Origin of the sequence: Acinetobacter pittii (assembly GCF_034064985.1) — a bacterium.
In the GTDB taxonomy this organism is placed as follows: Bacteria; Pseudomonadota; Gammaproteobacteria; order Pseudomonadales; family Moraxellaceae; genus Acinetobacter; species Acinetobacter pittii_H.
Window position 1 is genome coordinate 2,065,978 of sequence record NZ_CP139249.1, and the last position, 14,418, is coordinate 2,080,395.

General features: G+C 37.0%; 10 protein-coding genes. 6 read left to right on the forward strand and 4 right to left on the reverse strand.

Annotation, left to right across the window (positions count from 1 at the left end; translation table 11 throughout):
- Positions 1-8 precede the first annotated feature (8 nt).
- Positions 9-1,799 (reverse strand): ABC transporter substrate-binding protein, encoded by a 1,791-nt coding sequence (gene hbpA / locus SOI76_RS09825; protein WP_104079555.1) that lies wholly within the window; start codon positions 1,797-1,799, stop codon positions 9-11.
- A gap of 774 nt (positions 1,800-2,573) precedes the next feature.
- Between hbpA and SOI76_RS09830 the strand changes: the two genes are divergently transcribed.
- From SOI76_RS09830 to SOI76_RS09850, 5 genes are all read left to right on the forward strand, one after another.
- Positions 2,574-5,273 carry a TonB-dependent receptor gene (locus tag SOI76_RS09830; RefSeq protein ID WP_104079554.1) on the forward strand — a complete coding sequence of 900 codons (2,700 nt, stop codon included), beginning with the start codon at positions 2,574-2,576 and terminating at the stop codon, positions 5,271-5,273.
- Positions 5,274-5,381: 108 nt separating this feature from the next.
- Positions 5,382-6,095, forward strand: a complete 714-nt coding sequence (locus SOI76_RS09835) for an energy transducer TonB (RefSeq protein ID WP_104079553.1) — start codon at positions 5,382-5,384, stop codon at positions 6,093-6,095.
- 40 nt (positions 6,096-6,135) lie between these two features.
- Positions 6,136-7,017, forward strand: coding sequence for a MotA/TolQ/ExbB proton channel family protein (locus tag SOI76_RS09840; RefSeq protein ID WP_081312756.1), 882 nt, complete (start codon positions 6,136-6,138; stop codon positions 7,015-7,017).
- A gap of 15 nt (positions 7,018-7,032) precedes the next feature.
- On the forward strand, positions 7,033-7,455 hold the full coding sequence (locus SOI76_RS09845) for an ExbD/TolR family protein (RefSeq protein ID WP_002118000.1): 423 nt from the start codon (positions 7,033-7,035) through the stop codon (positions 7,453-7,455).
- A 19-nt stretch (positions 7,456-7,474) separates the two neighbouring features.
- Entirely contained in the window at positions 7,475-7,888 is a 414-nt protein-coding gene (locus SOI76_RS09850) for an ExbD/TolR family protein (protein ID WP_104079552.1), read from the forward strand.
- A 69-nt stretch (positions 7,889-7,957) separates the two neighbouring features.
- Here the strand turns inward: SOI76_RS09850 and glcB are convergent, their stop codons facing one another.
- From glcB to SOI76_RS09865, 3 genes are all read right to left on the reverse strand, one after another.
- Positions 7,958-10,123: a malate synthase G gene (gene glcB, locus SOI76_RS09855; protein ID WP_031948190.1), complete on the reverse strand. Its 2,166-nt coding sequence runs from the start codon at positions 10,121-10,123 to the stop codon at positions 7,958-7,960.
- 366 nt (positions 10,124-10,489) lie between these two features.
- Positions 10,490-11,632, reverse strand: a complete 1,143-nt coding sequence (gene zapE / locus SOI76_RS09860; RefSeq protein ID WP_104079551.1) for a cell division protein ZapE — start codon at positions 11,630-11,632, stop codon at positions 10,490-10,492.
- 77 nt (positions 11,633-11,709) lie between these two features.
- Positions 11,710-12,732: an AraC family transcriptional regulator gene (locus SOI76_RS09865; RefSeq protein ID WP_205668407.1), complete on the reverse strand. Its 1,023-nt coding sequence runs from the start codon at positions 12,730-12,732 to the stop codon at positions 11,710-11,712.
- A gap of 121 nt (positions 12,733-12,853) precedes the next feature.
- Between SOI76_RS09865 and SOI76_RS09870 the strand changes: the two genes are divergently transcribed.
- Positions 12,854-14,401 carry a flavin-containing monooxygenase gene (locus SOI76_RS09870; protein ID WP_104079550.1) on the forward strand — a complete coding sequence of 516 codons (1,548 nt, stop codon included), beginning with the start codon at positions 12,854-12,856 and terminating at the stop codon, positions 14,399-14,401.
- Positions 14,402-14,418 lie beyond the last annotated feature (17 nt).

A 14,418-nucleotide genomic window follows, 5' to 3' on the forward strand; every position in this document is an offset into this window, starting at 1 on the left:
ATCTAAAATTATTTTTTAATAGGAGTAATATCAAGATATTGCCAGTTTGTATTCATCATAGGATGAGGTTTAAAACCCTGAACTTGTGGCCGTACTAACCAGTTACGAATTCGAGTTATATGAACAATCCATGGGTTATCAGCTTCAATCTGGCGATTGAGCTTTTCATAATATGGTAGACGTTGTTGCGGTGGTAAATGAATGGCCTGAGTATAAAGAGCATCATATGTTTTAGACTGATAACAAGCATGGTTTCCCTGACCAGCATTAGGTCCATAAAGCAACTGTGCAAAATTATCTCCTTCAGGATAGTCAGCAATCCATGCCCCACTCCAAATCATATATTTACATTGAGTTGCGGCTTTTAAGTTATCTGCAAAATTACTCACCTTAAAGTCAGCTCGAATGCCAATCGCATCCAGATTCTTTTTCCAGAGTTCTGAGTGGATAACTGATGCCGAGCTATTTTCTGTATTGATTTTTAAAATTAAAGGTTTACCGTTTGGCTGGGTTCTATAACCATCAGCCCCCTTTTTATAACCATAATAATCAAGTAATTTATTTGCTAGCAGCGGGTTGTATCCTACGCTACTTTTATATTTCGGATTATAGCCATTCACACCTTCAGGTATAAACATTTCAGCCCGAACAGCTTGCCCTTTATAAGCCTGTTTTATACTTTCTTTTTGGTTGTAGGACAAAGTAATTGCTCTACGAAGAGCGATCTTTTCTGGGCTAAAACCACCAATCACTGGATCACGCATGTTCATCATGGTATAGGTAATCTCAGGTTCTTTATTGGTATAGTGCTTAATTCCTCTCTTCTTAAAAGAAGCTTTAAGCTGATTTCCATCTAAAGCTTGAGGAACTGCACTCGCTGTAAGTTTGTCAAAGTCGAGTTGACCCGACTGGAAAGCTAACCATCTTGACTGCTCTTCTTCAATAATACTGACTACCACCATTCCAATTTGTGGCATTTTCTTTCCAGACATTTCCTTAACAAGCTGGTTATCCCAAGGTGTTCCTGTCGACTTAAAGTTCCAGACAAAACCACGATAATCAGGATTGGCAACTAACTCGACCTTACTTCTTGGTACATACTTACTTAACATGTAAGGGCCTGTACCTACGGGATGCATACCAATACGGTCACCGTAATAATCGACAACCTCTTTAGCAACTCCGCCAAAAGTAATATAGGCAAGAATATAAGGGAAATTATAGTCTTGGCGAGTTAAGGTAAATTGTAAAGTATATCGATCAAGTGCTTTGACTCCTGCAATTGGAGCAGCATAATCAAATTTTCCAGTTTTCTTTGCTTGGGCTACAACCGCATCGGCACCTAGTAACTTACCATCAATGAATGAAACAGACGGTGCTCTATTTTTCGGGTCTAAAATACGTTTAATTGTATAGACGTAGTCTTCGGCTACTAGCTCACGGCGTTTACCTTTAAAAGCGGGATCATTGGTAAAATAGATACCTGGCTTAATTTTAAAAGTATAAACTTTACCGTCTTGTTCCACTTTAGGCAGACTCTCTACTGTATAGGGAGCTAACTGTAATGGACGTGCCAGATAGTCATATTTGAGTAAAGGCTCAAAAATTGCCTCAGCAATATTAGCACTATAGAAATTGGTAGTTTTAACCATATCGAAGCCATCATCTGGAGCTTCATAGGCAACATGCAAAATTTTATTTGGTTGCGCTGGCGTAATTGCGTAAGCACAAGGAATTGATGTAATAGCCAGACTTAAAATGGCGAGCTTAAAAAATTTTAATTTCAAGTTCATACCCACGTAATTAGTTTTTTAAAAGATATTATTCTTTTGAGTAACATCTAAATCTGCATAAGAAAAGTTCTTTTTCAACAGATAGGCCTATTTAGGTTTTAAAATTCACTTTCCTTTATCATCTTTTTATTTGATCAAATGGAAAAATAAACTCAAATACCTAGAGTTTTATAACTATTGAATATAAAGCGAATTTCATGCCATTTATTAATACCCATCTTAAAATATTTAAAAATATTAAAAATTCATATTTTTATTAGATACTTAAAAACGTTTGAACTATATAAATAAAAGTAACTTTTTGCCAAATATTATATTCATATAAGTTAATCATCTCACACCTTAAATGCACAAATAAAATACATTAAAAATTAATTATGATCCACATTAGAACCAGCTTACTTTACACATAATTTTTAAATAATTTATTGATTAATAATTAAATTATAGTTAGGCCACATAACTATAGATATTATAACATTACATATTAAAAGGCTCTAAAACGATACATTTTTATTTAATAAGCATGTGAAGAGTCCATTAATGTATATTTTTTATACAAATAAATTTGAAACTTTTCGCCACTATCAAAAATTTTTCCAAATGGAAAATTTATTTTTATCTCAAAAATACTAAAGCCTCCTGCTCAACCACAATAAAATCAATATATATCAATATTTTGCATAAACTAAAAAAAGAAAAATATATAGTTGGCACTTGCTTTGCTTAAAAACTTTCCAGCAATATCGCTAACGACAACAAAAAGGGATCAAATCCACAATGAAAAAAAAATACAATGTTCGATCTCAGGCAACCCCCAAGATTGGCAAAACAATTCTTAAATTAAGCACCCTTAGTTTAAGTATGATGTGTCTTACCCTGGCACAGGCAGCAGAAACTGAACAATCAAGTACTGATGAAAAACCAACAAAAGTCGTAAAAGTTGCTGTAACAGGTTCATCAATTAAAGGGGTTGCAGCTCAAAGTGCCTCACCCATTACTATTATTAAAGGCGAAGATCTCGCAAATGCTGGCGTTACTACAGTTGAAGAAGCATTAACCCGTGTAAGTTCAAATCAGGCAGGTTTTTCAACTGACCAGAATGTGGGTGCCAGTAATACCGATGGTTCTACCGCTAACCTTCGGGGTTTAGGTAGCGATAAAACACTCGTTTTACTTAATGGACGACGCCTCGCAGCGAACCCTTTTGGTACTTCCACCGTAAACCTAAATATTATTCCTTTAGCAATGATTGATCGTATTGAAGTTTTACGTGATGGTGCCTCAGCAGTTTATGGTGCCGATGCTGTTGCAGGGGTTATTAATTTCATTACAAAAAAAACATATCAAGGTGTGGGTATTAGCGCAGGCTTGTTACAACCAGAACACAAAGGTGGTGACAAACAAGATATTTCTATCTTTGGTGGCTATGGCGACTTAGATGAAGATGGTTTTAATATTTTCGGTGTTGTAGATTATCGTCGTACTAACGGCATTATGGCGAAAGACCGAAGAATTTCTGAACGTGGAGGAGTATTACCAGAACTCGGTCTTGATGGACGCTCTGCTAATGCCTTTACCTCAAATTTTTATGACCCTATATCTGGAGTTTCAGGAAATCCCTATGCTCAAAATGGTCAATGTTTAGGTCCCGCAGAGTCAGCAGAAGAAGGATTCTGTTATGCAAATACTCAAGCTTTGATAGGTATCAAACCAGATGTAGAAAACGTTTCTGTTTTAGGACGTGGTACATTCAAAGTTAACGATAATTTAAATGCTATTGGTGAATATATCTATTCACGTAGTGAAGTTATCACTTCTGTTGCCCCTGACCCATTTAGCCGCAGTAATCTGTCAACTCGCGTCACCCTTTCAAGTGATAGTCCATATTATCCAGGCAATGGTATTGTTCCTAGCGTTAAAGGGTTAAGTGGTGCTCCCCTTGAACTCTATTTACGATCACATGCTGGGAACCGTATAGCTAAATCAATTAATGAATCACATCGGCTTTTTGCTGGTCTAGAAGGTGACGTATGGGGATGGGATTTAAACACAGGTATTACCTATGCAAAAAGTGAAGCCTCAGATAATTTCGTTACTGGTCAATTAAATAAGACTAAATTACAAGATGCCTTAAATAACGGAACATTAAACCCATTTGGTGAAAGTAGTGATCCTAATATCTGGAACAGTTTATCAGTTAAAGGAAAATATAATGAAGCAACTTTAGAATCCACTACTGCTGACTTCAGTATTAGCCGTCCTATTTTTACTTTACCTGCTGGTGAGGTTGGTTTTGCTTTAGGAGGCAGCTTTACTAATCAAGATTGGAAACAACATATTAATGCAGATTTAGTCCGTCAAGCTCCTAGTAGTGGTACAGACCCTAGTAAACCTGATAATTCTGGCGACCGAGACATTACCTCTGCATTTGCAGAATTACAAATACCTATAACCAAAACGATCGAAGCACAACTTGCAGCTCGTTACGATGACTATAGTGACTTTGGGGATACTTTTAACCCTAAATTCGCGATCCGTTGGGAGCCATTAAAACAACTCATGTTCCGTACCTCATATAGCACAGGTTTCCGTGCACCAAGCCTATATGAGATTAATGCGGCTCAAAGCAAAACTTATACTGGTGCAAAATATAATGACCCACTTTACTGCCCAGGCGGTGAGGTCGTAGAAGGGAAAAATAAAAATGACTTTTGTAATACTCAATTTATGAAATTACAGGGAGGCTCAAAAGATTTACAACCAGAAGAATCAAAATCATTTACTGCCGGCTTTGTTTTCGAGCCAATTAAAAACCTTGTACTAACGGTTGACTATTTCAATATTAAAATTAACGACCTGATTGCTCAGGTGGGAGAAGCCACAATCTTTGGAGAACCTGAAAAATACTCTGCTCTTTTTGTAAGAAATGCTGATGGTACTATCGACTATATAAAAACCAACTTATTCAACTCTGGTGGTATGAAAACAGAAGGTTTTGATATTAGTCTGAATTATTTAACTCCAATGACATCCACTGGCCGTTTTGGCTTTGGAATTGATGGGACTTATGTATCCAAACTAGATTATCGCGACTCAAAAAGTGAGCCATGGACAGGACAGGTTGGCCTATATGAAGACCCTGCTGTTGTCCGATGGAAACACACAGCTAATATTAACTGGGCATATGAAAATTGGAGACTAGTTTTTGAACAACAGTTTGTACGTGGTTACGATGATCAAAATCAGATAGGTGAAGAACAATATGATTATCACAAAGTTAGTGATTATACCCTCTACAATATTTCTGGTACCTATAAAGGCTTTAAAAATCTTGAGCTAACAGCGGGTATTAAAAATATTTTCGATGAAGACCCATCTGCCTCAAACGTTTTAGATAATTTCCAATATGGATATGACCCTCGGTATAGTGACCCAACAGGACGTACATACTATTTACGTGGTACATACAAGTTCTAATTGGTTATTTTGCAAACACGACTTTAGACATCGTGTTTGCAGACCGAATACTCACCCTTAGTCAAACATTAATTTAAGAATTGTTTGTCTCAAGTTTCAGGAGTAACTATGGGCATGACTTTTACAGACATAGAAAATAAATCTGCCAAACGCCTAATTGGTATTGCTGCAGTTATTTTTCTGCATCTTCTTGTTGCCTATATTCTGATGTCAGGTTTAGCAAACAATATTCAAAAACCAGCAGAAAAACCTGTGGAATTGCAAATTATTCAGGATATTAAGCCGCCTCCTCCACTAAAGCCGGAAGAGCCGAAACCAAAGGAAAAACCGCCTGAGCCACCAAAAATGGTAGAAAAAGTTGCCAAGGTTCCTGAGCCGCCTAAACAAGTAGAGAAAGTAGCAACACCGGTACAAAAAACGACGCCGGTGACTCAACCAACGAAAGTGGCTACCCCGGCTCCTGCTGCACCTAGTACCCCATCACCAAGCCCTGTTGCTGCACCTGCTCCAGTGGCTGCTGCGCCGGCACCAAAACCAGCTGGTGTGAGTCGTGGTGTTTCAGAGGGTTCAGCTGGCTGTGAAAAACCAGAATATCCACGTGAAGCACTTATGAATGAAGAACAAGGGACAGTGCGCATACGTGTTTTAGTTGATACTTCGGGCAAGGTTATTGATGCCAAAGTAAAAAAATCGAGTGGCAGCAAAATTTTAGATAAAGCGGCAACTAAAGCTTACAGCTTATGTACGTTCAAACCAGCAATGAAAGATGGTGTACCTCAGCAAGATTGGTATGAAATTGAATATCCATTTGTAATTGAATAAACAATTGAATTAGCAAGAAATTAAAAAATATTGGAGATATATGATGAAAAAATCAACTCAACCTTTAGTTCGTTTCGCTTCTGCAAGTCTAATCGCAGCTTGCTCGTTACTTCCATTAAGCTCAGTTTTCGCAGAAGAAACAAGCAACACTCCTGTAGCCACAGCAACTACTGAAGCTAATTCAAATACAAATACTCCAACTCCACCACCAAAACCCGCAACGAGCGAAACTGTTAAAAATCCATACGGTCTAGAAGCCCTTTGGCGTGAAGGCGACTTAGTCGCTAAGTCTACCTTATTTATTTTAGTACTCATGTCGATTGGTACTTGGTACATCATCATCTCTAAATTATTACAACAAGGTAAAGTCAAACGCCAAGGTAAAGAAGCTGAAAAACATTTCTGGGAGGCAACTTCCCTTGATAATGCTGCAGAAGGTTTAGAACAAAGTAGTGCTTATCGCTTTATTGCAGAAAAAGGCATTAATTCAACTAAATCACATGGCGGTTCTTTACTTGAACGAATCGATTTTAATACATGGGTGAGCATTTCAATTCAACGCGCAATTGAGAAAATACAAAATCATTTAGGTGGTGGTTTAGCCTTTTTAGCAACAGTAGGCTCTACTGCGCCATTTGTTGGACTTTTTGGTACGGTTTGGGGAATTTATCACGCATTAACAGCCATTGGTATCTCAGGTCAAGCATCTATCGATAAAGTTGCAGGCCCCGTTGGTGAAGCTCTGATTATGACAGCGATTGGTCTTGCAGTCGCAGTACCTGCTGTACTTGGTTATAACTGGCTTACACGCCGTAATAAAGCAGTTATGGAAAATGTCCGTTCATTTGGTTCAGATTTACACGCGGTTTTATTAAGTGGAGAAATTAATACCAATAATTCAGTTAATCGCAGTATTAAATAATCGGGAGCAAACATTATGGGTATGAGTGTTGGTTCTGAAGATGATGACGAAATGATTGGCACAATTAACACGACGCCTTTGGTTGATGTCATGTTGGTTTTACTTATTATTTTTCTTATTACTATTCCGGTAGTCACACATACGGTTCCAGTGAAACTACCAGAAGAAAAAAATACGCCGTACGCAACCACGCCTGAAAATATTCAACTCTCAGTAAATAAAAAAGGCGATATTTTCTGGAACGAAAGTTATGTGCCTAGTAAAGAAATATTGTTAGCAAAACTTCAAGCAGTTGCACAAAAAAGGCCTCAGCCAGAAGTTCATATTCGGGGTGATCAACTTACCCATTTTGAAGCGATAGATCAGGTCATTAGTACGACCAAAGAAGCTGGTATTGGCAAAATTGCTTTTGTTACTACCCCTCCAGCTTCCCCGTAATTAACTTAAGGAGAATTTTATGGGTATGAATGTCGGTTCAAATAATGATGACGATGTGATGTTGGAAGTTAACATGACGCCTCTTATTGATGTCATGTTGGTACTTATTATTATGTTCATTATTACCATCCCTGCACCAAACAACGCGATTAATATTAATTTGCCAAACGGCACACCGCCTCCAACAAATGAAAAGCCACCTGAAGTGATTGATGTAAGAATTGACGCAGCAGGCAAAGTATTTTGGAATAACCAAGAGGTTTCTGACCGAAAGGCACTGGAGACTTTATTTCAAGGTGTTGTTGCTAAAAAAGATCAAGACCAGATCAAACTCAAACCAGACCAGATGGCTGAATATAAAAATGTAGCGATGGTCATGGCTACAGCACAGCGTTTAGGTGTAACTAAAATTGGAATTGTAAGTAACAATTAAGTCATATATTTAATTTATTCTTTCAAATAAAAAAGCCTCCGAAGAGGCTTTTTTCAAAACAGGATGAAATTAATCACCTGTATAACCTTTTAACTTCAAACGAGCAGCATGAAGTAACGGCTCAGTGTAACCAGAAGGCTGTTCACAACCTTTGAAGATAAGATCAGAAGCTGCTTGGAAAGCAATATTTGTTTCAAAGTTAGCCGCCATTGGTTTATACAATGGGTCATTTGCATTTTGCTCATCAACAATTTTTGCCATGCGTTTAAGCACTTCTTCAACTTGTTCACGAGTCACAATACCGTGACGTAACCAGTTCGCAACGTGTTGAGAAGAAATACGTAAAGTTGCACGGTCTTCCATTAAACCCACGTTGTTAATATCAGGAACTTTCGAACAACCTACACCTAAGTCAACCCAACGAACAACATAACCTAAGATACCTTGGCAGTTATTTTCAAGCTCATTATTAATCTCTTCCGCTGACCAGTTTGTTTCTGGTGCAAATGGAGGGGTTAACAAGTCATCTAATGACAACATTTCTTCAGCTTTTAACTGATCTTGACGTGCTTTTACATTCACTTGATGGTAATGCATCGCGTGAAGTACAGCGCCAGTTGGAGATGGAACCCAAGCACATGAAGCACCAGCATTTGGATGTGCAGCTTTAGTCGCTAACATATCTTTCATGCTATCTGGTTTTGGCCACATGCCTTTACCAATCTGTGCTTTACCTTGTAAACCACATTTCAAGCCAATTGCAACGTTACGGTTTTCGTAAGCAGCAATCCATTTTTGTGTTTTAACAGCTTCTTTACGAACTACTGGCGCAGCTTCCATAGAAGTATGGATTTCGTCACCCGTACGGTCCATAAAGCCAGTATTAATAAAGATCGTACGGTCTTTAGCAGCAGCGATACAGTTTTTCAAGTTTACAGATGTACGGCGCTCTTCATCCATAATACCGATTTTTAACGATTTAGGTGGTAATCCAATCGCCTGTTCAGCACGTTCAAATAACTCTACAGCAAACGCAACTTCTTCAGGACCATGCATTTTTGGCTTAACAATATACATAGACCCTTTACGAGAGTTTTTATTTTCGTTTGTACTACGGATATCAGCAATTGATAACAATGGAGTTACCAATGCATCCATAATACCTTCAAAAATTTCTTCGCCGTCTACCAAAATAGCTGGGTTAGTCATTAAGTGACCTACGTTACGAAGTAACATAAGTGAACGACCATGAAGTTTTGTTGTACCACCAATTAAGTTTTTAATTTCGCGATCTTTATTCAAATCACGAACAATCGTTTTACCGTTCTTTTCGATAGATTCTTGAAGTGTACCCTTCATTAAACCTAACCAGTTACGGTAACCTTCAACTTTTTCTTCTGCATCCACAGCCGCAACAGAGTCTTCCAAATCTTGAATTGTGGTTACTGCCGCTTCAAATGTTAAATCTTTAACCCCTGCAGAATCAGTTTGTCCAATTGGACTAGATGGGTCGATTTCAATAATGACATGAAGACCATTACTTAATAATACCACTTCTGAAGGATTTGCTTCTTCACCATTGAAACCAACAAACTGAGCTTCATGAGCTAAACCTGTTTTTGAACCATCTTTCAAAGTTACAACGAGTTTATTTTGCTCAATAGCATATTTTGTTGCATCTGCATGTGAACCTTGAGCAAGCGGGAAAACTTCATTTAAGAAATTTTTAGCGAACTCAATAACTTTTGCACCACGAACAGGATTATATCCTTTACCCTTTTCAGCTCCGCCTTCTTCAGAAATTACATCGAAGCCGTAAAGTGCATCATATAAAGAACCCCAACGGGCATTTGCTGCATTTAAGCAATAACGTGCATTACGTACAGGTACAACTAACTGTGGTCCTGCCAATAACGCAATTTCTTCATCTACATTTTCAGTAGTAATTTGAAAATCTTCAACTTCTGGTAATAAATAACCAATTTCAGTTAAGAACGCTTTATAAGCACCTAATTCAAATTTGTTGTTACGGTGCCATTCATCAATTTTTGCTTGTAATTCATCACGCTTAGCCAATAATGCTTTATTTTTTGGGCTAAGATCGACAACAACTTGCTCAAAGTTCTTCCAGTAAGTTTCACTATCTAAACCAGAACCTGGTAAAGCTTCATTTTCGATAAAATCGTAAAGTTCTTTAGCAATTGCTAACTTGCCTTTTTGAATACGTGCAGTCATTGTCTTTCCTGAAGTTGCTACTTTTTATACCAAGAGAATCCTAGTATACCGATTTAAATTAAGCTGAATACTAATATCACATTCCTAAATAGTAAGCATTTTCCCTTGCAAAACTATTGACAAAGATAAATTTTTCTATAAAGGAAATATTAAAATTCTAACTAGGATTCCCATCAATTTATTCAATATTTAAAGATACTGAAACTAGACTTTTTGTTAACAGACAAAAATTTCACTATCTTGTTTTTCTAAAGCGTATTTAGTTATATCAAACTTTACAGTGTGAAAAAGCACTATTTAACTAAATTTATCAATTTTTGTTGTAAAAAAAGCGCTCTATTTAGAGCGCTTTTCATATCTATTTTTTTATGCGTTTTTAGTATCATCAATATGACGATGTTCGGAATGTAAATATTCGTCAGATTGCATTTCGAGTAAACGCGAACGCGTACGTTCAATTTCAAATGCTAATTTTTCACCTTGATAAATATCAATAATACTATCTTGAGAAGTTAAAAGTAATTTCACACCTCGATCATAGAATTCATCAACTAGATAAATAAAACGTCGAGTACCTTCTGATAAGAAATCTGTCAAATGAGGAACATTACTCACTAGAACCGTATTATAAATATTCGCAATTTCAATAAAATCTGCTGGGCTACGTGGTTTAAAGCAGAGTTCAGAGAATTCACACCACAACACATCTTCTGTATGTCCGAGCGTCTCAACCACACGATTATTAATCACAATCGGCTCTTTAGAATGAGCTTGGGTGTGAGTTAATGCATTAAAGCGCTCTGACATCCAATTTTGTGCTTCATTACTTAATGGTGATTTAAATAATTGAGCCTGTTTTAGTACACGCAAACGATAGTCCACACCCGCATCTACATTTAAAACAGCACAGTTCTTTTTAACCATTTCAATTGTTGGTAAGAAGCGATCACGATGAATACCGTTTTTATATAAGCCATCTGGTGCAATGTTTGATGTTGCAATTAACGTCACACCGCGGACAAATAATTTTTGGAATAAATCACTCAGGATCATTGCATCTGTTACGTTTGAGACAAAGAATTCATCAAAACAGATAACAACAGCATCTTTATAAATTTGGTCAGCTACAATTTCAAGCGGATTACGTTGGCCTGAAAGCTTATTTAGCTCTTTATGAACATGTTGCATGAAATGATGAAAATGCATACGTGTTTTACGGCGAAATGGTACAGACTCGTAAAATTGATCCATCAGCCAAGTTTTTCCACGGCCTACTCCGCCCCACATATATACACCCTTAGGTGAAGTTTGGCGACGAAAACGACGGAAAGCTTTTTTAGAGGCTTTATAACGGTTTAAAAGCTCCTTCCATACGCGATCTAATTCTTGCACTGCCTGTGCTTGCGCTTCATCTGCCATAAATTGGCCTGAAGCTAAAGCCTCAGCATAGCGTTCTGCTGGGGAAGAAGGAGTGAATGCAGTACTATGAGAAGATTTTAAATTTAACATATCGTTTTATTTCAATTTTAACTGATGAGAGTATAGCGAACATTTTGTTCAACCACATTAGCTTTTAGCATCAAGAGTTACGACGATGACTCTTTTGCATATTGTCGAGGACTCTGCCCAAACCATCGTTTAAAAGCATGATTAAATGCCGCTGGTTCAGAATAGCCGAGTAATTCGGCAACAACCTCTATTGAGTATTCCCTATATTCCATAAGCTTCAATGCCTTATTCTTGATAATTTGTTCACGAATTTGCTTATAACTCGTATTTAGCTGTTGCAGTTGATGCCTTAATGTCCTTTCAGGCATTTTCAATGCAAAAGCCGTTTCTGCCATGCTCGGGATAATTCCTTGTTGCAACTCAAGATAATCTTGTACACATTGTATGATATGTGGAGTTTGATGATCTTGTTGATTTAATCTTGTTATTTCTGCAATACATTTTGATTCATAAATACGATGTGTAATGATATCGGCAGAAGGAATCTTGATTTCAAGTACATCCTTACTTAGGCTAAACGCCGCATATTTACTATTAAAATGCACATCTTCGCCATAATATGCAAAATAGCGTGACAAAGTATCTAAATCAGTAGGTTTTTCGAATGGAAGTTCTATACGCATCGTAGGCATTTGTAATCCCATCATCGTATAAATATCTTGAATAAACTTATAAGTCCCCGAGACTTCGCATTGTGCCCGTAACTGACCAATTTCAGTTTTCAAATCAACAGGCAAATAATTTAGAATGGTGCGCTCATCAGTTTCGTATAAAGCTAAGCTACCAAATAAGTGCGTAAGCTTTTGATATTTTATACCTTTATTTAAAGCAGTTTGAATATCATGACTTGTGACAAGCAGCATAAGCAATGGGCCGTAACCCGCTAAAGCATAATGCTGTCCAATAAATAAACCCTTTTCAGGCTCTACATTTTTACTAATTATTTGTTGAATGTCCCATTCAAGGCGATCATGAATTGTGGAACTCGGGTCTAAAGCATCGACTTTAATACCTATATCGGCCAAACGTGAGTCGACATCAATGCCAGCATTGCGCATTCCTTGAATTAAATAGATTAAACCAAGTATCGACCGTTTCATTCTTCTATCAATTTCCTTAGACTGAAATGTTTTACTATAAAGAAGCAAGAAAATTAATTGCCTAATCTATCAATTTTCACGTCGATACAATCATGTTTAAACTGATTAAAAAACGTTAGTCTTGCGTGCAATCCTCTTTTCAGCTTATGCAGGGTTTCCAATGCTAAACACAAAGCAAGATGCTATTCAAAAAACTAAAATCGCTATTATTGGTGCTGGCTTTGGTGGCCTAGCTATGGCAATCCGTTTACTACAAAATCAACAGCACGACTTTGTTGTTTTAGAAAAATCAAACGATGTCGGTGGAACTTGGCGAGAAAATCGTTATCCAGGTGCAGCATGTGATGTTCAATCTCATATGTATTCATTATCTTTTGCACCAAAAACAGATTGGACAAAACGCTATGCTGAAGGGCCAGAAATTTTTGAATATATTCAGAGTATTACAGAAAAATATAAAATTAAAAATTACTGTAAATTTAAGCACGACGTAACTCATGTCCAATATGATGAAACACGTCATGTCTGGACTCTAGATTTTAAGGACCAACCTTCTATAGAAGCTCAATTTGTAGTTTTTGCCTCAGGCCCCCTACACATCCCACAAATTCCTCCTATCAAAGGGATTGAAAAATTCAAAGGAAAAGTATTTCATTCCTCAAAATGGGAACATGACTATGACTTAAACGGAAAGTCAGTCGCATCTATTGGTACGGGCGGCAGTGCAATCCAATATATTCCTGAAATAGCTAAAGATGTTAAACAGCTCTATGTATTTCAAAGAACGGCCGCATGGGTCATACCACGAGATGAGCGCAAATATTCAAGTTTAAGTAAAGCATTATTCAAATCTTCAAATATTTATCGCCAAATTCATCGTAGTCGCCTTTACTGGAGTAATGAATCTCGCGTTGTACCCATTGTCCAACCTCAAATCATGAAGTATGGCCAAAAATTGGCAGAAGCATTCATCCGTTTTCAAGTTAAAGATAAAGAGTTAGCAAAAAAACTCACACCTGACTTCGTTATGGGCTGTAAACGTATTCTTATCTCAAATAAATACTTTCCTACCTTTAATCGAAAAAATGTTGAGTTAGTCACTGATGGCATTCAAGAGATTAAAGAAAACAGTATTATCACTAAAGATGGTAAAGAACGTCCTATTGATTGTTTAATTTACGGTACAGGTTTTATTACTGACCCACGTATTTATTTAAAACATTTTACCTGTATTGGACGCAATCAAATCGAGCTAAAACAAGCTTGGAAAGATGGTGCAGAAAGTTATTATGGAATAATGACCAAGAATTTTCCTAACCTATTCCAACTCGTCGGGCCAAATACTGTTTTAGGACATAATTCGATTATTTTTATGATTGAATCTCAAGTAAATTATATTTTACAGCTTATTCAACTTGTAGAAAAATCTGGTCAAAAAGCAATCGAGATCAAACCGGAAGTTCAAGATGCTTTTAATAAACGTGTTCAAAAGCAGCTTCAAGGAACTGTATGGCAAGCTGGTGGCTGTAGTAGCTGGTATCAATCTGCCGATGGAAAGAACTTTTCTCTATGGCCAACTTACACATGGAAGTATTGGTTAGAAACACGTAAAGTTAAGTCCAAAGATTACTTACTTTTAAATAAAAGCTCACAGAGCTATGCAGCTTAAAATGTTCAAGACATAAT